A 22,116-nucleotide genomic window follows, 5' to 3' on the forward strand; every position below is an offset into this window, starting at 1 on the left:
AGTATTAGTTTGAGTTATAATAATTTAGATATAAAAAAAGCTTGGTTTTTAAACCAAGCTTTTAAAATAGTGACTTTTTGATTAACAAGAAGGAACATTTCCTGAATCATTTGCATAGTCATAAGAGAATTCAAAAATATGCTCAACCCAGCTATCTTTAATATCTGATTCTTTTACATTTGGACAAATTTTTACAAACTCTTTTTTGAAGTTTCCATTATCCATAATCTCTTGCCACTCGTCTTGAGAGTGCTTTGCAGCAAATTTTGCTCCATTCATTCCACAAGGTTTTTTGAACTTTTTAATAAATAGTTTTTGACCCTTTACAGAACTTGCACTTAAGGTCGTAGCAGATACACCTAATACTAAAGTAGCAGCTAGTAATAACTTTAATAACTTCATTTTACACTCCTAATGATTATTTGGATACAATTATATCAAATACAGATAAATACTATCTTATAAAATATTAGAAAAGCGAATACTATATGAAACATTTTTTATTAAAACAAGTTGTGGGGTATCTAGTAGATAATGTCCATAAAATAAGACTTTGTAAGAGAATTGACAATAATACAATTATAATAGAATTTAATAATATGAATATATTATATTTTGATATGACAAAAGGAAATAGCTCAATTTTTAAATCAAAAGAACTACTTAACTCAAAGAAAGATTTCAATGCACCTTTTGATGTTGTGCTTCAAAAAAGACTTAATAACGCTAAGGTAGAAGATGTTTGTTTATATCAAGATGATAAAGTAATAAATATAAAAGTTAATTCATCTTCTTCATATAAAAAACTTACAACAATTTTGCAATTGGAGTTTACAGGTAAACATACAAATATAATTCTTTTAGATGAAGACAGAGTAGTACTTGAAGCTTTAAGACACATTGATGAGTTTTCATCAAGTAGAATTGTAAAAGTGGGGCATAAATTAGATGAGATTCCAAAGCAAGATTTTATTCCAAAAGTAGATAAAGTTGAAAATATTGAAGAGTATTTACATGAGGTATTTACTCAAAAAGAATTAAAAAGTTTGGAGAATTTAAAAAAACAAAAAATAACTCAAATAGATAAAAAAATAAAAAAATTAGAAAAAACTATAAACTCTCTATCCAAAAAAGAAGAGTTAGAAGAAGAGTCTAATAGTTTATATGAAAAAGCAAATTTGATTTTAGGAAATATTCATAATATAAAACCATATCAAAAAACTTTGAAAACTTATGATTATAGTGGTAATGAAGTAGAAATAGATTTAGAAGAGAATGCCTCAGCCTCAAAGTATTCAAATGATTTATTTAAAAAAGCAAAAAGAGCTAAACAAAAAGCAGAAAATATTTCACTTGAAAAAGACAATTTAGATGAAAAACTAGCATTTTTACATAGAATGAAACAAAATATTCAAAATGCAAATTCTATTCAAGAATGTGAGTTCTTATATCCTAAGAAAGAGAGAAACCAAGCAAAAATTAAAAAAGCTCAACCCTATGAAAGTTTCTTTTTTGAAGGTTATAAAATCATGCTAGGAACAAGTGAAAGAGAAAACATATATTTACTCAAAAACTCAAAAGCAAGCGATTTTTGGTTTCATCTAAAAGATAGAACATCTGCTCATGTAATAGTTCAAAACTCAAAAAAAACAATTCCAGATTCAGTAATAGAGCAAGCAGCAATACTTTGTGCCAAATTTTCAATGGATAGTTCAGGTACTTATGAAGTTGACTTTACTCAAAGAAGAAACGTAAAAGTACAATCAGGTTCAAATGTTTTATATAACCCATATACAACTATAGTTATCAAAATTTAATCAAAAGCCAAACTTTAGTATAATCTAGTTAATTTTAATTAACACAAGGTTTACTTTATGGCTGATATAATCAAAGATAGTTCTACTAGAATTAAGACAGGTTTAGTTCTAATTATTGCAATGGTAATAGTTGGATATATAGATTCATTTTTTATAATGTGGCTTCTATTTGGTACGATGCTAATGATTTCAATTAGCGAATCAAAAAAGCTTTTTGCTTTAAAAAGTGATAGTATTTATGTATACACAGCTCTTTTATGGTTTGCTGCATATTTCCATACAAATCCAGAAGATTTAATATTTATTGTTGCTATTGGTTATGCTTCTCAATTGGCATACAAAAAAACACTTGACAAAAAAATGTTCCTACCTCTTCTTTATCCAACGGCTTCATTTTTATTTTTATTATCACTATACTCTGAATATGGAGTTATGACTCTTTTATGGTTACTTGTGATTGTTGCAGGTGCTGATACGGGTGCTTATTTTGTTGGTAAAAGTATAGGGAAAACTCAATTTTGTGAAACAAGTCCTAATAAAACAATAGAGGGTGTAATAGGTGGAGTAGTGACTGCTGGTATCTTAGGAACAATCTTTGCCCATGATAATCTGAGCTTTGTAATGGCTATAGTAATTTCTGTTATTGTTGCTTTTGCTTCTGTATTTGGAGACTTATTTGAATCATATTTAAAAAGAGAAGCAGGGGTTAAAGATAGTGGAAATATTCTTCCTGGTCATGGTGGAATTTTAGATAGAACAGATGGATACCTTTTTGGTGCGATTGTAATGTTAGTTCTTCTTAGGATTGTAATGTGATTGTATTAGGAAGTACAGGTTCTATTGGTATTAATACTTTAAATATTGCAAGAAAGTTCAATTTAAACGTAGAGGTTTTAGTTGCAGGAAGAAATATTGAAGTACTAAACAATCAAATAAAAGAGTTTAATCCTAAAAAAGTTGTTATAGCTTCAAAAGATGATCTTCATAAAGTAAACCATGATGATGTATCTTTTGGTGAAGATGCTATTTTAGAAGCTATTGAAAACAGCACTTCAAAAACTGTAGTAAATGCACTTGTTGGTTTTCTTGGATTAAAACCAACTCTAAAGGCTATAAAGTGTGGTAAGAAAGTCGCTTTAGCAAATAAAGAGTCTTTAGTTGTTGCAGGAAAGTTTATAGATAAAGCCTCTTTAAGTCCTATTGATAGTGAACATTTTGGCTTATGGTATTTATTACAAGATAAAAAGATTGACTCTATGTTGGTTACAGCAAGTGGTGGATCTTTTAGAGATTATCCCCTTGACTCACTTGCAAATGTATCTATAAAAGAAGCATTAAATCATCCAAATTGGTCTATGGGAAATAAAATTACAATAGATAGTGCTACTATGACAAATAAGATGTTTGAACTAATGGAAGCTGCATGGTTATTTGATATTAGAAAACTAGATGCGGTTATTGAAACTAAATCCCTTATACATGCACTTATAAACTTTAAAGATGGAAGTACAACTGCGCACATAGCAAATGCTTCTATGCAACTTCCAATTGCTTATGCGATTTTAGGAAAATGTGATGAGCAAGTACTAGAACCAGTTGATTTAGTTGAAGTAGCCTCTTTAGAATTTAGAAAAATAGAACAAGCTAGATACCCTATATGGGAAATAAAAGATGAGATTTTAAATAATCTTGATTTAGGAGTTGTTTTAAATGCAGCAAATGAGGTAGCTGTGTCAAAATTTCTAAATAATGAAATAGGCTTTTTAGATGTATCTAAGATTAGCTTGGATGCAGTAAATAAATTCAATCATGTAAAAGCAAAAACAATTGAAGATATATTTGAAATAGATAAAGAAGTAAGGAACTACTGTGAGTCTTGATATGTTAATTCCTTTTTCAATTTTACTGATATTAGTTATTTATCTAATTTATACTAGAAGTAAATTTGAAAAAGATATAGTACAATTATATGATAAGAAGTTTGAAGAATGGAAAAGTACTTCAACTTTCAAAGAAGAGAAAAAAGAAGATTTACCAAAAGTTTTGGTAGGTTTAGTATATAAGCAAGGATATAAGTTAAAAATTGAACTTCTTGATAAAAGTGTAAAAGATAATCTTGAAAAAGGGAAGTTTCAAACAGATAACTTAAAAGGATAAGTTATGAAATATATAGTTTTTTTAGTTTTATTTTGTTCTTTATTACAGTCACAAATATTTAGAAAAAGTAATTTAGAAGTAGTCATTGATACAAATACAAAGCTTATGTGGATAGATAATATTGATGTAATAAAAATCAAAAAAGATCATGAAAGCTCAATTGAGTATTGTGAAAATCTAGTTTTTGCAGGCTATTCAAATTGGAGAATTCCAACAATTGATGAATTTAAAACTATAGTAAATAAGAAAAACTACAAAAACTATATAAACTACAGATTTAAATATAATGTACCAGATGGTTATTGGGCTTTAAAAGCTCATTGGAGAACATTATGGTTTTATGCTGATTATATGCACTTTGTAAGTGGTACACCGTATTATGATAGTAGACATAAAAAGAAATATATCAGATGCCTTAGAAGTATGTAAATAGGAGATAAAAAATGCAAAGAATATTAATATTACATGGATTAGGTGGGAGTGATTATCCTCACTGGCAAGCTGTATTAGCAGGAGACTTAATCAAACAAAATTATACAGTATCATTTCCTGCTTTTCCAAAAAGAGATAATCCACAATTAGAAGAGTGGAAAGAGTTTTTAAAAAAAGAGATTGAACATTTTAAACCTGATACTGTTATTTGTCACTCATTGGCAAATGTATTATGGTTTCAAACTTGTGAAGACTTAGACATAAATCTAGAAAAACTAATGTTAGTTGCTCCTGTATCAAGAAATAGAGTAGTTGAAGCAGCCCAAACATTTTATCCCTATACACCGCCTAAAAATTTAAAAGCTAAAGAGATTATTATGTTAGCATCAACAAATGATCCTTATATGACAGAAGAAGAAGCAATGCAGTTAAAAGAAGATTTAAATGTAGAAATTATTATTATGAAAGACGCAGGACATATAAATGCTGATTCTGGATTTGGAAGTCATGATTTTGCACTTGATTGGTTAACAAAAGAGAAAAATGATAAGGGTTATATATAAATGTCAAAAGAGTTAATCCTAAGTATTGAATCAAGTTGTGATGATAGTTCAATCGCTATAACAGATATAAACACTTTAGAGTTAGTTTATCATAAGAAAATATCTCAAGAACTTCAACATAGTATGTATGGAGGAGTAGTTCCTGAGCTTGCTGCAAGACTTCATGTGGAAGCTTTACCAAAAATATTAGAAGAGTGCAAAGAGTTTTTTCCTTTATTAAAAGCAATAGCAGTTACAAATGCTCCTGGTTTGTCTGTAACACTAATGGAGGGAGTTACTATGGCTAAAGCCCTAAGTATTAGTCTAAATCTTCCATTAATTGCTGTAAATCATCTAAAAGGTCATATTTATTCACTATTTATAGAAAAACAAGAAGTCTTACCAATGACAATACTTTTAGTATCAGGTGGACATACACAAATCATAGAAGCAAAATCTTTAAATGATATGAATATAATAGCTTCAACAATGGATGATAGTTTTGGTGAAAGTTTTGATAAGGTAGCTAAGATGATGGGTTTAGGTTATCCTGGCGGCCCAGTTGTTCAAGAGTATGGATTAAAAGGTGATGAAAATAGATTTGATTTTCCAGTTCCTTTAAGACAAAGTCCACTTATTCAGTTTAGTTATAGTGGTTTAAAAAATGCAGTAAGAATGCAAATAGAAAAACTAGAAAACCAAGAGGGTGGTATAACAAATCAAGATAAGTATGACGTGTGTGCATCCTTTCAGAAAACAGCAGTATCTCATATAATGCAAAAACTAAAAAAACAGTTTAAAAAAGTAGTACCTGAAAATTTTGCAATAGTAGGTGGAGCTAGTGCTAATATACATTTAAGAACTCAAATAGAAGAGTTGTGTAATAAATATAAGACAAATTTACATTTAAGTGAACTAAAATATTGTTCTGACAATGCTGCAATGATTGGAAGAGTTGCAGTTGAGCAATATAAGCAAAATGATTTTGTAAATGTAAATGAAATTGATGTGCAAACTAGACTAAAGGGTATGTAGTATGATATTTGAAATAGGTGCAAAATTAGAAGGTGACAGTTTTGATACTTCTAAGAACGATAAAAAAAATAAAAACAAATCAAACAATGATATAGTTCCTAAAAATCAACATCAATTAGTATTTACCTATGAAAAAAGAAAAGGTAAACCAGTAACAATAGTAGGAAGATTTTATTTAGAAGAGAAAGACAAAAAAGAAGTACTTAAACTTTTAAAGAAAAAGCTTGCTTGTGGTGGAGCTATAAAAGAAGAGTGGATAGAATTACAAGGTGATGTAAAAGAGAAAGTAAAAACTGTTTTAGAGGCTGACTCTTGGAAATTTAGAAAATAAGGATTAATATGAAGAAACTATTTGATGAGGTAAACTCTTTAGATAAAAGGTGTTACGAAGAGTTTGCATTAAGTGAAGATATTTTGATGGAACACGCAGCCTCTTCAATGGCTTCATATATCCAAGAAAACTATAAAGATAAAAAATCTATATTGATTGTTTGCGGTTCAGGTAATAATGGAGCAGATGGAATTGCACTTGCAAGACTTCTTTTTAAAGCTTATGATATATCTTTATACTTTTATAGTAAAGCAAAATCCCAAATGTCACAACTACAATTAAATAGAGTTAATAAACTTGGAGTAAATATTACAGACAGTTTATATGAAGCTGATATTATTGTAGATTGTATTTTTGGGAGTGGTTTAAATAAACCATTAAAAACTGATGCGATTGAATTAATAGAAAAACTAAATGATCTTAACTCTATAAAAATTGCTTGTGATATTCCAAGTGGTATAAACAAAAAAGGTCAAGTTTTAAGTATAGCTTTTGAATCAGATATTACAATCACAATGGGAGCTTTAAAAACATCTTTATTTACAGATGTGGCAAAAGAGTACGTTGGAGATATAAAAGTAGCTAATTTAGGTCTTCAAAGAGAAGTTTATGAAACTCAAACAAATAAGTATCTTTTAGAAAAAGAAGATATGATTTTACCTTTAAGAACTAAGAAACATAATTCGCATAAAGGAACTTTTGGTCATTTAAATGTAATAGCAGGTTGTAAAAAAGGAGCAGGGGTTATTGCTGCAAAAGCTGCTTTTGGGTTTGGAGCTGGATTAGTAAGTGTGGTTTGTCATGAAGAACTTGATTTACCTTATCACATTATGCAAACACACTTTTTAAGTGAAAACTGTACAGCAATAGCAATTGGTATGGGACTTGGTAAATATGATAAAAAAGAGATTGAAGATATTTTATCAAAAGATGTACCAATGATTATAGATGCAGATTTATTTTATGAAGAGTTAATTTTAGATGTTTTACATAAGGATATAATTTTAACTCCACATCCAAAAGAGTTTTGTGCTTTACTAAAACTTTGTAATATAGCTGATATTTCAATAATAGAACTTCAAGACAACAGGTTTTATTATGCTTCATTATTTACAAATAAATATCCAAATGTTACACTAGTATTAAAAGGTGCAAATGTGATAATATCAAAAGCTAATCAAGTTTTTGTAAACTCTTTTGGAAGCTCAGTTTTAAGTAAAGGTGGAAGTGGTGATGTTTTAAGTGGACTTATTGCATCATTATTGGCTCAAGGTTATAAGAGTATTGATGCAGCAATAAGTGCAAGTTTAGCCCATACATTAGCTGCAAAGGCTTATAAAAAGAATGATTACTCTTTAATACCATCAGATTTAGTAGAAGAGGTAAAAAAGTTATGAACGCAGTAATAATTCAAACAACATGTGCTTCACAAGTAGAAGCAAAAAATATTGCAAAGGTTTTAGTTCAAGAAAAACTTGCTGCTTGTGTTCAACTACACGAAGTAGAATCTATTTATTCTTGGGAAGATGAGTTATGTTGTGATTTTGAAACAATACTAAATATAAAAACTAGAAAAGAAAACTTTGAAAAAGTTAAAAGCAAAATTAAAGAATTACATAGCTATGATGTGCCGGAAATTATCCAAATAGATATAACAAATTCAAGTAAAAAATATACAAAATTTATAAGTGATTGTTGCTAGTATTAGTGACCATTACAATATATACAAAGCATTATTGGAGGAAATTAAAAAATGAACGATGATATTTTAAAAGTTGGTGATTACGAATTTAATAGTAGATTAATTGTAGGTTCTGGAAAGTATGATTCTTTTCAAACTACAAAAGATGCTACATTAGCTTCAGGAAGTGAATTAATTACAGTTGCAATCAGAAGAGTAAATATTACAAATCCAAATGAAGAGAATCTATTAGATTACTTTAAAGACACAAATGTAAAATTACTTCCAAACTCAGCTGGATGTTTTACAGCTGAAGAGGCAATTACAACTTTTAGATTAATGAGAGAAGCTACAGGTATTGATATTATTAAATTAGAAGTTATTGGTGATGCACAAAAGACACTTTATCCAGATGTAATTGAAACTATTAAGGCTTGTGAAGTTTTAAAGAAAGAAGGTTTCACAATTATGGCTTATACTTCTGATGATCCAATTGTTGCAAAACAATTAGAAAATGCTGGTGCTGATGCAATTATGCCATTAGCAGCACCAATAGGTTCAGGATTAGGAATTCAAAACCCATACAATATTGCATTTATTAGAGATGCAGTAAAAGTTCCTGTATTAGTTGATGCAGGTCTTGGATGTGCAAGTGATGCTTCTTATGCTATGGAGTTAGGTGCAGATGGAATTTTAGCAAATACAGCAATTGCTCAAGCTCAAAACCCAATGGCAATGGCAGAAGCATTCAAATATGCAACAATAGCAGGAAGATTATCTTATAAAGCAGGTAGAATTCCTAAGAAACCATATGCAACAGCAAGTTCTCCAATTGATGGATTAATCCAATTTTAGGGGCTTCTAGAAGAAAAATCAAAATTTTTTGATTTTTCTTCAAAAAACCCTTGACAAAGTAAAAAAAATATATTATAATTCCGTCCACTTTTTGAGAGAAACATCTTAAAAAGAGTTAAGTGTCGGGGCGTAGCGCAGTCTGGTTAGCGCACCTGGTTTGGGACCAGGGGGCCGGAGGTTCGAATCCTCTCGCCCCGACCATTTTTAAAATTCATGTGGTAGGTATAGCTCAGTTGGTTAGAGCATCTGGTTGTGGTTCAGAGGGTCGTGGGTTCGAATCCCATTACTTACCCCATTTTTATATTATTGCCTCCTTAGCTCAGCTGGATAGAGCAACGCCCTTCTAAGGCGTAGGTCAGACGTTCGAATCGTCTAGGGGGTACCACTGATTTACAAAGGTAAATCATTTTTAGTTTTTTTGTGAAAAAACATTGCGGATGTGGTGAAATTGGTAGACACGCCAGACTTAGGATCTGGTGCCTCACGGTGTGGAGGTTCGAGTCCTCTCATCCGCACCACTTTATTATTGCGGGAGTAGCTCAGTTGGCTAGAGCCTCTGCCTTCCAAGCAGATTGTCGCGAGTTCGAGTCTCGTCTCCCGCTCCATTAAAAAGCCTTAAATAAAATGTTTTAAACACTTTATTTAAGGCTTTTTATTTTTACAACATTTGCCTCCTTAGCTCAGCTGGATAGAGCAACGCCCTTCTAAGGCGTAGGTCAGACGTTCGAATCGTCTAGGGGGTACCACTTTTAACCAAAGCTTTTAGCTATATGAACTTAGGTTCTTCTAGCTGAAAGCTTTTTTTTTGCCTGAAATAATAAAGCAAAATTCACTAATCTAGAAGTATAATACAGTCTAAAATTATGTTCATTAAAAAAAATCCTATTATGTACTTTTATATTTTTATCAATAACTACATCTATCACAAAATTAACAATCTACGTTTCCTTTTAGAAAATTGAACGCTTACTATGACTAAATATTTTATATAATATACCTCAATGTAATTACTCTTCTATATGAATGTCAACAATTTTATTTTTAAAATTCCTTATCAGTTGTTTTTATACAAGTAAAAATTAGTAAAACAGAAAAAAAGAATAGTAAAAATCAAATAAGGTAAAAAGAATAAAAAATATAAACTCTAAAAAGTAATAAAATATAGAGTTTTCAATACAAAAACCCACAAATTCCAAAATTTAAGCTTTAATTTAGAAAAATCGCTTGACAAGCGAGAGATATTTGTCTATAATTCCCATCCAATTTCAGAGGAACGACAAGAAGTTCTAAAAGAGATTATGATCTTTAAAAACAGAAGGTTAATAAGAAGTAATTTTTATAAACCGAATATAGAATAAACGATATAAAAAACAAGAAATACAATTCTTGTCTATTTAAGTTTTTTACTAAAGTAAAAAGCATTTTGAGTGATAATTTTGTAATTTAATACAAAAATTGTCAGTTTCAAATACTTCATTTATGGAGAGTTTGATCCTGGCTCAGAGTGAACGCTGGCGGCGTGCTTAACACATGCAAGTCGAACGAGAACGGGTTATAGCTTGCTATAACTGTCAGCTAAGTGGCGCACGGGTGAGTAATATATAGGTAATGTGCCCTAGAGAAGAGGATAACATTTGGAAACGAATGCTAAGACTCTATATGCCTTTAAGACAAAAGTCTGCAAGGGAAATATTTATAGCTCTAGGATCGGCCTGTACGGTATCAGTTAGTTGGTGAGGTAATGGCTCACCAAGACAATGACGCCTAACTGGTTTGAGAGGATGATCAGTCACACTGGAACTGAGACACGGTCCAGACTCCTACGGGAGGCAGCAGTGGGGAATATTGCACAATGGGGGAAACCCTGATGCAGCAACGCCGCGTGGAGGATGACACATTTCGGTGCGTAAACTCCTTTTATATAGGAAGATAATGACGGTACTATATGAATAAGCGCCGGCTAACTCCGTGCCAGCAGCCGCGGTAATACGGAGGGCGCAAGCGTTACTCGGAATCACTGGGCGTAAAGAGCGTGTAGGCGGGTTAATAAGTTTGAAGTGAAATCCTATGGCTCAACCATAGAACTGCTTTGAAAACTGTTAACCTAGAATATGGGAGAGGTAGATGGAATTTCTGGTGTAGGGGTAAAATCCGTAGAGATCAGAAGGAATACCGATTGCGAAGGCGATCTACTGGAACATTATTGACGCTGAGACGCGAAAGCGTGGGGAGCAAACAGGATTAGATACCCTGGTAGTCCACGCCCTAAACGATGTACACTAGTTGTTGTGAGGCTAGACCTTGCAGTAATGCAGTAAACACATTAAGTGTACCGCCTGGGGAGTACGGTCGCAAGATTAAAACTCAAAGGAATAGACGGGGACCCGCACAAGCGGTGGAGCATGTGGTTTAATTCGACGATACGCGAAGAACCTTACCTGGACTTGACATAGTAAGAACTTATAAGAGATTATGAGGTGTCTGCTTGCAGAAGCTTATATACAGGTGCTGCACGGCTGTCGTCAGCTCGTGTCGTGAGATGTTGGGTTAAGTCCCGCAACGAGCGCAACCCTCGTCGTTAGTTGCTAACAGTTCGGCTGAGAACTCTAACGAGACTGCCTGGGTAACCAGGAGGAAGGTGAGGACGACGTCAAGTCATCATGGCCCTTACGTCCAGGGCTACACACGTGCTACAATGGGGTATACAAAGAGCAGCGATACGGTGACGTGGAGCAAATCTCAAAAATATCTCCCAGTTCGGATAGTAGTCTGCAACTCGACTACTTGAAGTTGGAATCGCTAGTAATCGTAGATCAGCAATGCTACGGTGAATACGTTCCCGGGTCTTGTACTCACCGCCCGTCACACCATGGGAATTGAACTCATTCGAAGCGGGAATGCTAAAGTAGCTACCCTCCACAGTGGATTCAGTAACTGGGGTGAAGTCGTAACAAGGTAACCGTAGGAGAACCTGCGGTTGGATCACCTCCTTTCAGAGAAAGAGATAAGATTCGATTCTTATCTCAGAAACTAACAAAGTTAGTAAAAAAAGGGAATATCGACCTTTTCTATATTCGGTTTATAAAGATTATTTATAATCTTTAAACATTCTTTATTTGATAATAAAGGATATGATATTTAAAAACATAATGTTAAAGTCTTAAAATTTTTCTAGCGAATATTTAAATGAAAGTTTAAATATGAACTAAAATAAGAAACAATTTTTAAAACACAACTTTTTTATTGAATATAGTAATATATTTAATAAGATAGTAGCCAAGGAATAATTATTCAAACGGTGAAGTAATGTAAATTACTTTATCAACATAAAAAATAAGCTATTAAGGGCTAATGGTGGATGCCTAGACTGTAAGAGGCGATGAAGGACGTACTAGACTGCGATAAGCTACGGGGAACTGTCAAGAAGTTTTGATCCGTAGATTTCCGAATGGGACAACCCAGTATATAGAGATATATATTACACTGCAAAGTGGGCGAACCCGGTGAAGTGAAACATCTCAGTAACCGGAGGAAGAGAAATCAAATGAGATTCCGTTAGTAGCGGCGAGCGAACGCGGATTAGGACAAACCCTATGCTTGCATAGGGGGTTGTAGGACCAAGATATAAGATCAAAGAAGATAGAGGAAATAGTTGGAAAGCTATAGCATAGAAGGTGATACTCCTGTACTTAAAATCTTCAATGACTTTATTGGTATCCTGAGTAGGTCGGAACACGTGATATTTTGACTGAATCTAGGGGGACCACCCTCTAATCCTAAATACTACTTACAGATCGATAGTGAACAAGTACCGTGAGGGAAAGGTGAAAAGTACTCCAGTGAGGAGAGTGAAATAGAACCTGAAACCATTAGCTTACAATCATTCGGAGCCCTATGATTTATCAGGGTGACGGACTGCCTTTTGCATAATGAGCCTGCGAGTTGTGGTGTCTGGCAAGGTTAAGTCAAGTACGAAGCCGTAGCGAAAGCGAGTCTTAATAGGGCGAATTAGTCAGATGCTGCAGACCCGAAACGAAGTGATCTATCCATGAGCAGGTTGAAGCTGGTGTAAGAGCCAGTGGAGGACCGAACCGGTGGGCGTTGAAAAGTCCTCGGATGACTTGTGGATAGGGGTGAAAGGCCAATCAAACTTCGTGATAGCTGGTTCTCTCCGAAATATATTTAGGTATAGCCTTGTGTAGTAGCATATAGGGGTAGAGCACTGAATGGGCTAGGGCTGCTTACCGCGGTACCAAACCCTATCAAACTATGAATACTATATGTGTAATCACAGGAGTCAGGCGTAGGGTGATAAAATCCTATGTCGAGAGGGGAACAACCCAGACTAACAGCTAAGGTCCCAAAGTCATATCTAAGTGGAAAACGATGTGGAGTTACTGTGACAACCAGGAGGTTGGCTTAGAAGCAGCCATCCTTTAAAGAAAGCGTAACAGCTCACTGGTCTAGTGATTCTGCGCGGAAAATATAACGGGGCTAAGATATGCACCGAAGCTTTAGACTCAGATTTATCTGAGTGGTAGGAGAGCGTTCTATTCAGCGTTGAAGGTGTACCGGCAAGGAGCGCTGGAGCGGATAGAAGTGAGCATGCAGGCATGAGTAGCGATAAAAGAGGTGAGAATCCTCTTCGCCGAAAACCCAAGGTTTCCTACGCGATGCTCGTCATCGTAGGGTTAGTCGGGACCTAAGTCGAGTCCGAGAGGGGTAGACGATGGCAAATTGATTAATATTTCAATACCAACAAATAAGCGCGATGTGGGGACGCATAGAGTTAATCGAGCTCACTGATGGAATAGTGGGTCGAAGGACGTAGGCTGTAACTTAGGCAAATCCGGGTTACATTAGGCCGAGATCTTACAGGCTCTTGACACTCTTCGGAGGAGATAGAGAATCGATGATACTGTCGTGCCAAGAAAAGCCACTAAGTATATTATTTGTTGCCCGTACCGTAAACCGACACAGGTGGGTGGGATGAGTATTCTAAGGCGCGTGGAAGAACCCTGGTTAAGGAACTCTGCAAACTAGCACCGTATCTTCGGTATAAGGTGTGCCTACTTTGGTATAGAGATTTACTCTCGAAAGCTAAAGAGGTTGCAACAAAGAGTCCCTCCCGACTGTTTACCAAAAACACAGCACTTTGCTAACACGTAAGTGGATGTATAAGGTGTGACGCCTGCCCGGTGCTCGAAGGTTAATTGATGATGTTAGATTTATCGAAGCATTTGATCGAAGCCCGAGTAAACGGCGGCCGTAACTATAACGGTCCTAAGGTAGCGAAATTCCTTGTCGGTTAAATACCGACCTGCATGAATGGCGTAACGAGATGGGAGCTGTCTCAACCAGGGATCCAGTGAAATTGTAGTGGAGGTGAAAATTCCTCCTACCCGCGGAAAGACGGAAAGACCCCGTGCACCTTTACTACAGCTTGACACTGTAGCTTGGATATTCTTGTGCAGGATAGGTGGGAGGCTTTGATTCATAGACGCCAGTATATGATGAGCCATCCTTGAGATACCACCCTTGAATATTTGAGTTACTAACTACGTAGAGTTATCCTCTACTAGGACAATGTCTGGTGGGTAGTTTGACTGGGGCGGTCGCCTCCTAAAAAGTAACGGAGGCTTACAAAGGTTAGTTCATGGCGGATGGAAATCGCCAGTTGAGTATAATGGCATAAACTAGCTTGACTGTGAGACATACAAGTCGAACAGAGACGAAAGTCGGTCATAGTGATCCGGTGGTTCTGTGTGGAAGGGCCATCGCTCAAAGGATAAAAGGTACGCCGGGGATAACAGGCTGATCTCCCCCAAGAGCTCACATCGACGGGGAGGTTTGGCACCTCGATGTCGGCTCATCGCATCCTGGGGCTGGAGCAGGTCCCAAGGGTATGGCTGTTCGCCATTTAAAGCGGTACGCGAGCTGGGTTCAGAACGTCGTGAGACAGTTCGGTCCCTATCTTCCGTGGGCGTAGGAAAGTTGAGGAGATTTGTCCCTAGTACGAGAGGACCGGGATGAACGTACCACTAGTGTACCAATTGTTCTGCCAAGGGCATCGTTGGGTAGCTATGTACGGATGTGATAAGAGCTGAAAGCATCTAAGCTCGAAGCCAACTTCAAGATGAACTTTCCCTGAAGATCCCAGCAAGACTAGCTGGTTGATAGGCTAGGTGTGTAAGCGTTGTAAGACGTTTAGCTGACTAGTACTAATAGATCGTTTGGCTTTTTTTAATATATTTCTTGGTTTACTATCTTATTAAGTATATGCATACTTGATAAATGTGTGAATTGTTTCATTCATTAAGACTTTAACATTATCTTTACACTCATTACCTAATGTGAGTATAAAGAGTTTATTTAGAACTTTTTATACTCATATTGCTGGTGGTTACAGAGAAGTGGAAATACCCAGCCCCATTCCGAACCTGGAAGTCAAGCACTTCATCGCTGATAATACTGCAGGTTTCACTTGTGGAAACGTAGGCCGCTGCCAGCTCTTGAGTATATTTATTAAGCTTTTATCTATTTGAACTTCTCTAAAGTTCCTTTAGATAGAAGCTTTTTTTTTAGCTGAATTTTTTAGCCCCCATTCTTCTATTTTTATTTTACATATTCTTTTATTCTTCTTCCTATTACTTTCTTATTTACTTTACATGCAACTGTGCCATTGCTCTAAGAACTCTTCTCTCTTATGTAAAATCTAGAAAGTCTATTTAAAAATACATAGTATTTATAGATTTTTATCTACTTTCAATGAATAAATTTATAAAAATACTTAGATTTTTTTAATAAAAAATGAGTAGTTTTTTACTTTGATAGATAAATTAAAAGAGAAAAATACAAATTTGAAAATTCTTTTCTATGATTTTCTAAAGAAATCACTATCTTATTCTCAAAAAATCAAAAATAAACACAAACAAAGTAAAAAAATTGCCTTTTTTTATAAAGAAATTAAAGAATAATTCAAAATATAAAACAGAAACAATTTAAATTTATTTTAATAAACAATATATATATTGTGTTTATGCATTACTTTAATAATAATAGTTAAATTAAATGACAATTTGTAAAATTTAAGCTTTAATTTAGAAAAATCGCTTGACAAGCGAGAGATATTTGTCTATAATTCCCATCCAATTTCAGAGGAACGACAAGAAGTTCTAAAAGAGATTATGATCTTTAAAAACAGAAGGTTAATAAGAAGTAATTTTTATAAACCGAATATAGAATAAACGATATAAAAAACAAGAAATACAATTCTTGTCTATTTAAGTTTTTTACTAAAGTAAAAAGCATTTTGAGTGATAATTTTGTAATTTAATACAAAAATTGTCAGTTTCAAATACTTCATTTATGGAGAGTTTGATCCTGGCTCAGAGTGAACGCTGGCGGCGTGCTTAACACATGCAAGTCGAACGAGAACGGGTTATAGCTTGCTATAACTGTCAGCTAAGTGGCGCACGGGTGAGTAATATATAGGTAATGTGCCCTAGAGAAGAGGATAACATTTGGAAACGAATGCTAAGACTCTATATGCCTTTAAGACAAAAGTCTGCAAGGGAAATATTTATAGCTCTAGGATCGGCCTGTACGGTATCAGTTAGTTGGTGAGGTAATGGCTCACCAAGACAATGACGCCTAACTGGTTTGAGAGGATGATCAGTCACACTGGAACTGAGACACGGTCCAGACTCCTACGGGAGGCAGCAGTGGGGAATATTGCACAATGGGGGAAACCCTGATGCAGCAACGCCGCGTGGAGGATGACACATTTCGGTGCGTAAACTCCTTTTATATAGGAAGATAATGACGGTACTATATGAATAAGCGCCGGCTAACTCCGTGCCAGCAGCCGCGGTAATACGGAGGGCGCAAGCGTTACTCGGAATCACTGGGCGTAAAGAGCGTGTAGGCGGGTTAATAAGTTTGAAGTGAAATCCTATGGCTCAACCATAGAACTGCTTTGAAAACTGTTAACCTAGAATATGGGAGAGGTAGATGGAATTTCTGGTGTAGGGGTAAAATCCGTAGAGATCAGAAGGAATACCGATTGCGAAGGCGATCTACTGGAACATTATTGACGCTGAGACGCGAAAGCGTGGGGAGCAAACAGGATTAGATACCCTGGTAGTCCACGCCCTAAACGATGTACACTAGTTGTTGTGAGGCTAGACCTTGCAGTAATGCAGTAAACACATTAAGTGTACCGCCTGGGGAGTACGGTCGCAAGATTAAAACTCAAAGGAATAGACGGGGACCCGCACAAGCGGTGGAGCATGTGGTTTAATTCGACGATACGCGAAGAACCTTACCTGGACTTGACATAGTAAGAACTTATAAGAGATTATGAGGTGTCTGCTTGCAGAAGCTTATATACAGGTGCTGCACGGCTGTCGTCAGCTCGTGTCGTGAGATGTTGGGTTAAGTCCCGCAACGAGCGCAACCCTCGTCGTTAGTTGCTAACAGTTCGGCTGAGAACTCTAACGAGACTGCCTGGGTAACCAGGAGGAAGGTGAGGACGACGTCAAGTCATCATGGCCCTTACGTCCAGGGCTACACACGTGCTACAATGGGGTATACAAAGAGCAGCGATACGGTGACGTGGAGCAAATCTCAAAAATATCTCCCAGTTCGGATAGTAGTCTGCAACTCGACTACTTGAAGTTGGAATCGCTAGTAATCGTAGATCAGCAATGCTACGGTGAATACGTTCCCGGGTCTTGTACTCACCGCCCGTCACACCATGGGAATTGAACTCATTCGAAGCGGGAATGCTAAAGTAGCTACCCTCCACAGTGGATTCAGTAACTGGGGTGAAGTCGTAACAAGGTAACCGTAGGAGAACCTGCGGTTGGATCACCTCCTTTCAGAGAAAGAGATAAGATTCGATTCTTATCTCAGAAACTAACAAAGTTAGTAAAAAAAGGGAATATCGACCTTTTCTATATTCGGTTTATAAAGATTATTTATAATCTTTAAACATTCTTTATTTGATAATAAAGGATATGATATTTAAAAACATAATGTTAAAGTCTTAAAATTTTTCTAGCGAATATTTAAATGAAAGTTTAAATATGAACTAAAATAAGAAACAATTTTTAAAACACAACTTTTTTATTGAATATAGTAATATATTTAATAAGATAGTAGCCAAGGAATAATTATTCAAACGGTGAAGTAATGTAAATTACTTTATCAACATAAAAAATAAGCTATTAAGGGCTAATGGTGGATGCCTAGACTGTAAGAGGCGATGAAGGACGTACTAGACTGCGATAAGCTACGGGGAACTGTCAAGAAGTTTTGATCCGTAGATTTCCGAATGGGACAACCCAGTATATAGAGATATATATTACACTGCAAAGTGGGCGAACCCGGTGAAGTGAAACATCTCAGTAACCGGAGGAAGAGAAATCAAATGAGATTCCGTTAGTAGCGGCGAGCGAACGCGGATTAGGACAAACCCTATGCTTGCATAGGGGGTTGTAGGACCAAGATATAAGATCAAAGAAGATAGAGGAAATAGTTGGAAAGCTATAGCATAGAAGGTGATACTCCTGTACTTAAAATCTTCAATGACTTTATTGGTATCCTGAGTAGGTCGGAACACGTGATATTTTGACTGAATCTAGGGGGACCACCCTCTAATCCTAAATACTACTTACAGATCGATAGTGAACAAGTACCGTGAGGGAAAGGTGAAAAGTACTCCAGTGAGGAGAGTGAAATAGAACCTGAAACCATTAGCTTACAATCATTCGGAGCCCTATGATTTATCAGGGTGACGGACTGCCTTTTGCATAATGAGCCTGCGAGTTGTGGTGTCTGGCAAGGTTAAGTCAAGTACGAAGCCGTAGCGAAAGCGAGTCTTAATAGGGCGAATTAGTCAGATGCTGCAGACCCGAAACGAAGTGATCTATCCATGAGCAGGTTGAAGCTGGTGTAAGAGCCAGTGGAGGACCGAACCGGTGGGCGTTGAAAAGTCCTCGGATGACTTGTGGATAGGGGTGAAAGGCCAATCAAACTTCGTGATAGCTGGTTCTCTCCGAAATATATTTAGGTATAGCCTTGTGTAGTAGCATATAGGGGTAGAGCACTGAATGGGCTAGGGCTGCTTACCGCGGTACCAAACCCTATCAAACTATGAATACTATATGTGTAATCACAGGAGTCAGGCGTAGGGTGATAAAATCCTATGTCGAGAGGGGAACAACCCAGACTAACAGCTAAGGTCCCAAAGTCATATCTAAGTGGAAAACGATGTGGAGTTACTGTGACAACCAGGAGGTTGGCTTAGAAGCAGCCATCCTTTAAAGAAAGCGTAACAGCTCACTGGTCTAGTGATTCTGCGCGGAAAATATAACGGGGCTAAGATATGCACCGAAGCTTTAGACTCAGATTTATCTGAGTGGTAGGAGAGCGTTCTATTCAGCGTTGAAGGTGTACCGGCAAGGAGCGCTGGAGCGGATAGAAGTGAGCATGCAGGCATGAGTAGCGATAAAAGAGGTGAGAATCCTCTTCGCCGAAAACCCAAGGTTTCCTACGCGATGCTCGTCATCGTAGGGTTAGTCGGGACCTAAGTCGAGTCCGAGAGGGGTAGACGATGGCAAATTGATTAATATTTCAATACCAACAAATAAGCGCGATGTGGGGACGCATAGAGTTAATCGAGCTCACTGATGGAATAGTGGGTCGAAGGACGTAGGCTGTAACTTAGGCAAATCCGGGTTACATTAGGCCGAGATCTTACAGGCTCTTGACACTCTTCGGAGGAGATAGAGAATCGATGATACTGTCGTGCCAAGAAAAGCCACTAAGTATATTATTTGTTGCCCGTACCGTAAACCGACACAGGTGGGTGGGATGAGTATTCTAAGGCGCGTGGAAGAACCCTGGTTAAGGAACTCTGCAAACTAGCACCGTATCTTCGGTATAAGGTGTGCCTACTTTGGTATAGAGATTTACTCTCGAAAGCTAAAGAGGTTGCAACAAAGAGTCCCTCCCGACTGTTTACCAAAAACACAGCACTTTGCTAACACGTAAGTGGATGTATAAGGTGTGACGCCTGCCCGGTGCTCGAAGGTTAATTGATGATGTTAGATTTATCGAAGCATTTGATCGAAGCCCGAGTAAACGGCGGCCGTAACTATAACGGTCCTAAGGTAGCGAAATTCCTTGTCGGTTAAATACCGACCTGCATGAATGGCGTAACGAGATGGGAGCTGTCTCAACCAGGGATCCAGTGAAATTGTAGTGGAGGTGAAAATTCCTCCTACCCGCGGAAAGACGGAAAGACCCCGTGCACCTTTACTACAGCTTGACACTGTAGCTTGGATATTCTTGTGCAGGATAGGTGGGAGGCTTTGATTCATAGACGCCAGTATATGATGAGCCATCCTTGAGATACCACCCTTGAATATTTGAGTTACTAACTACGTAGAGTTATCCTCTACTAGGACAATGTCTGGTGGGTAGTTTGACTGGGGCGGTCGCCTCCTAAAAAGTAACGGAGGCTTACAAAGGTTAGTTCATGGCGGATGGAAATCGCCAGTTGAGTATAATGGCATAAACTAGCTTGACTGTGAGACATACAAGTCGAACAGAGACGAAAGTCGGTCATAGTGATCCGGTGGTTCTGTGTGGAAGGGCCATCGCTCAAAGGATAAAAGGTACGCCGGGGATAACAGGCTGATCTCCCCCAAGAGCTCACATCGACGGGGAGGTTTGGCACCTCGATGTCGGCTCATCGCATCCTGGGGCTGGAGCAGGTCCCAAGGGTATGGCTGTTCGCCATTTAAAGCGGTACGCGAGCTGGGTTCAGAACGTCGTGAGACAGTTCGGTCCCTATCTTCCGTGGGCGTAGGAAAGTTGAGGAGATTTGTCCCTAGTACGAGAGGACCGGGATGAACGTACCACTAGTGTACCAATTGTTCTGCCAAGGGCATCGTTGGGTAGCTATGTACGGATGTGATAAGAGCTGAAAGCATCTAAGCTCGAAGCCAACTTCAAGATGAACTTTCCCTGAAGATCCCAGCAAGACTAGCTGGTTGATAGGCTAGGTGTGTAAGCGTTGTAAGACGTTTAGCTGACTAGTACTAATAGATCGTTTGGCTTTTTTTAATATATTTCTTGGTTTACTATCTTATTAAGTATATGCATACTTGATAAATGTGTGAATTGTTTCATTCATTAAGACTTTAACATTATCTTTACACTCATTACCTAATGTGAGTATAAAGAGTTTATTTAGAACTTTTTATACTCATATTGCTGGTGGTTACAGAGAAGTGGAAATACCCAGCCCCATTCCGAACCTGGAAGTCAAGCACTTCATCGCTGATAATACTGCAGGTTTCACTTGTGGAAACGTAGGCCGCTGCCAGCTCTTGAGTATATTTATTAAGCTTTTATCTATTTGAACTTCTCTAAAGTTCCTTTAGATAGAAGCTTTTTTTTAGCTGAATTTTTTAGCCCCCATTCTTCTATTTTTATTTTACATATTCTTTTATTCTTCTTCCTATTACTTTCTTATTTACTTTACATGCAACTGTACCATCGCTCTAAGAACTCTTCTCTTCTATATCTCTTCGCTCCTATTGCGTATTTATATTCCATATATGGATGTCCTAAATTCCAAAGTTTATAGTTTTCTTTTTCTAGATATTTGGCTGTTAATATTAATTGTAATGTTCCATAATTATTGTATTTCTTTTCTTTTGAACTAAATCCTGTAAGTGATGTGTAAGTATTTCCTATTTTATATCCTATTTCACCTGCGATTATCTCTTTTGTTTTTTTATCTTTTACTAAAAAAGTTTTAATTTTAAAGCTTTCAGAATCATCTTTAAATAGTTCTATAAGTAAATTTTTATAATCTCCTATTAACCAGTTAGGATTATGATATTCATCTAATTTATTCAATACTTCTTTTATATTACTATCAACTTCAAATATATACTCTTTTTTGTTGATCAATTTTTTTACTTTTTTGCTAATATGTAAATTTTCAAAGTAAAGCAATGCATATTCAAATTGTATTTCAGGAAGTAAAAAAAGTTTGTCGTTATCAATTATTGTAGTACTTATAAATCCAAAATAACATAAATCTGTATAGAAATCTTTTGAAAAATCATCACTAAAGTAATAATTACTTTCAGTGTTAGCATATATTTCATTTATCAAAATATCTTTATCTTGTATATCTTTGTGTTGTAAATAGTAAATTGTATTATTTTCGCTCATATTCTTCTT

13 protein-coding genes, 6 tRNA genes and 6 rRNA genes are annotated in these 22,116 nt (G+C 36.1%); 23 read left to right on the forward strand and 2 right to left on the reverse strand.

The genetic code is table 11. From position 1 onward, the window contains the following. Positions 1-81: 81 nt before the first annotated feature. On the reverse strand, positions 82-402 hold the full coding sequence (locus NJU99_RS01290; RefSeq protein WP_254576936.1) for a cytochrome C: 321 nt from the start codon (positions 400-402) through the stop codon (positions 82-84). Between the two features lie 86 nt (positions 403-488). Here NJU99_RS01290 and NJU99_RS01295 point away from each other — a divergent pair, with 86 nt between their 5' ends. The 23 genes from NJU99_RS01295 to rrf (NJU99_RS01405) all read left to right on the forward strand — a co-directional run bounded on the left by NJU99_RS01295 (position 489) and on the right by rrf (NJU99_RS01405) (position 21,250). Then, positions 489-1,817: an NFACT RNA binding domain-containing protein gene (locus tag NJU99_RS01295; RefSeq protein ID WP_254576937.1), complete on the forward strand. Its 1,329-nt coding sequence runs from the start codon at positions 489-491 to the stop codon at positions 1,815-1,817. Between the two features lie 57 nt (positions 1,818-1,874). Then, positions 1,875-2,633 carry a phosphatidate cytidylyltransferase gene (locus tag NJU99_RS01300; RefSeq protein WP_254576938.1) on the forward strand — a complete coding sequence of 253 codons (759 nt, stop codon included), beginning with the start codon at positions 1,875-1,877 and terminating at the stop codon, positions 2,631-2,633. Continuing rightward, positions 2,630-3,697, forward strand: coding sequence for a 1-deoxy-D-xylulose-5-phosphate reductoisomerase (gene dxr / locus NJU99_RS01305; RefSeq protein WP_254576939.1), 1,068 nt, complete (start codon positions 2,630-2,632; stop codon positions 3,695-3,697). Before NJU99_RS01300 ends, dxr begins: the two co-directional genes overlap by 4 nt. Further along, positions 3,687-3,974, forward strand: a complete 288-nt coding sequence (locus NJU99_RS01310; RefSeq protein ID WP_254576940.1) for a hypothetical protein — start codon at positions 3,687-3,689, stop codon at positions 3,972-3,974. Before dxr ends, NJU99_RS01310 begins: the two co-directional genes overlap by 11 nt. 3 nt (positions 3,975-3,977) lie before the next feature. Beyond that, positions 3,978-4,403 (forward strand): Lcl C-terminal domain-containing protein, encoded by a 426-nt coding sequence (locus NJU99_RS01315; RefSeq protein WP_254576941.1) that lies wholly within the window; start codon positions 3,978-3,980, stop codon positions 4,401-4,403. A 14-nt stretch (positions 4,404-4,417) separates the two neighbouring features. Beyond that, on the forward strand, positions 4,418-4,969 hold the full coding sequence (locus NJU99_RS01320; protein WP_254576942.1) for an RBBP9/YdeN family alpha/beta hydrolase: 552 nt from the start codon (positions 4,418-4,420) through the stop codon (positions 4,967-4,969). Continuing rightward, entirely contained in the window at positions 4,970-5,983 is a 1,014-nt protein-coding gene (gene tsaD, locus NJU99_RS01325; protein WP_254576943.1) for a tRNA (adenosine(37)-N6)-threonylcarbamoyltransferase complex transferase subunit TsaD, read from the forward strand. Between the two features lies 1 nt (position 5,984). Beyond that, the gene (locus tag NJU99_RS01330; protein ID WP_254576944.1) at positions 5,985-6,314 is read left to right on the forward strand and encodes an SUI1 family translation initiation factor; all 330 of its coding nucleotides are present in this window, start codon (positions 5,985-5,987) and stop codon (positions 6,312-6,314) included. An 8-nt stretch (positions 6,315-6,322) separates the two neighbouring features. Beyond that, positions 6,323-7,711 carry an NAD(P)H-hydrate dehydratase gene (locus NJU99_RS01335; protein ID WP_254576945.1) on the forward strand — a complete coding sequence of 463 codons (1,389 nt, stop codon included), beginning with the start codon at positions 6,323-6,325 and terminating at the stop codon, positions 7,709-7,711. Next, positions 7,708-8,016: a divalent-cation tolerance protein CutA gene (cutA, locus tag NJU99_RS01340; protein ID WP_254576946.1), complete on the forward strand. Its 309-nt coding sequence runs from the start codon at positions 7,708-7,710 to the stop codon at positions 8,014-8,016. The genes NJU99_RS01335 and cutA overlap by 4 nt, the downstream gene beginning before the upstream one ends. Positions 8,017-8,067: 51 nt before the next feature. Then, on the forward strand, positions 8,068-8,850 hold the full coding sequence (locus NJU99_RS01345; RefSeq protein WP_254576947.1) for a thiazole synthase: 783 nt from the start codon (positions 8,068-8,070) through the stop codon (positions 8,848-8,850). Positions 8,851-8,973: 123 nt separating this feature from the next. After that, positions 8,974-9,051 (forward strand) — tRNA-Pro (locus tag NJU99_RS01350). 17 nt (positions 9,052-9,068) lie between these two features. Next, positions 9,069-9,145: transfer RNA gene (locus NJU99_RS01355), tRNA-His, on the forward strand. 13 nt (positions 9,146-9,158) lie between these two features. Continuing rightward, a tRNA-Arg gene (locus NJU99_RS01360) sits at positions 9,159-9,235 on the forward strand. Between the two features lie 48 nt (positions 9,236-9,283). After that, positions 9,284-9,368 (forward strand) — tRNA-Leu (locus NJU99_RS01365). A gap of 10 nt (positions 9,369-9,378) precedes the next feature. Then, positions 9,379-9,455: transfer RNA gene (locus tag NJU99_RS01370), tRNA-Gly, on the forward strand. A 64-nt stretch (positions 9,456-9,519) separates the two neighbouring features. Continuing rightward, positions 9,520-9,596 (forward strand) — tRNA-Arg (locus NJU99_RS01375). A gap of 730 nt (positions 9,597-10,326) precedes the next feature. Beyond that, a 16S ribosomal RNA gene (locus NJU99_RS01380) occupies positions 10,327-11,843 on the forward strand. A gap of 338 nt (positions 11,844-12,181) precedes the next feature. Beyond that, positions 12,182-15,096 (forward strand): 23S ribosomal RNA (locus NJU99_RS01385). 149 nt (positions 15,097-15,245) lie between these two features. After that, a 5S ribosomal RNA gene (gene rrf / locus NJU99_RS01390) occupies positions 15,246-15,361 on the forward strand. Between the two features lie 854 nt (positions 15,362-16,215). Continuing rightward, positions 16,216-17,732, forward strand: a 16S ribosomal RNA gene (locus NJU99_RS01395). Positions 17,733-18,070: 338 nt separating this feature from the next. Then, positions 18,071-20,985: ribosomal RNA gene (locus NJU99_RS01400) — 23S ribosomal RNA — on the forward strand. 149 nt (positions 20,986-21,134) lie between these two features. Further along, a 5S ribosomal RNA gene (gene rrf / locus NJU99_RS01405) occupies positions 21,135-21,250 on the forward strand. Together the 16S, 23S and 5S rRNA genes form the textbook arrangement of a ribosomal RNA operon. Positions 21,251-21,402: 152 nt before the next feature. On the opposite strand, the gene NJU99_RS01410 is transcribed toward rrf (NJU99_RS01405), so the two are convergent. Continuing rightward, positions 21,403-22,107 carry a hypothetical protein gene (locus NJU99_RS01410; RefSeq protein WP_254576948.1) on the reverse strand — a complete coding sequence of 235 codons (705 nt, stop codon included), beginning with the start codon at positions 22,105-22,107 and terminating at the stop codon, positions 21,403-21,405. Positions 22,108-22,116: the final 9 nt, after the last annotated feature.

The organism is Arcobacter roscoffensis (genome assembly GCF_024267655.1).
Taxonomy (GTDB): Bacteria; Campylobacterota; Campylobacteria; order Campylobacterales; family Arcobacteraceae; genus Arcobacter_B; species Arcobacter_B roscoffensis.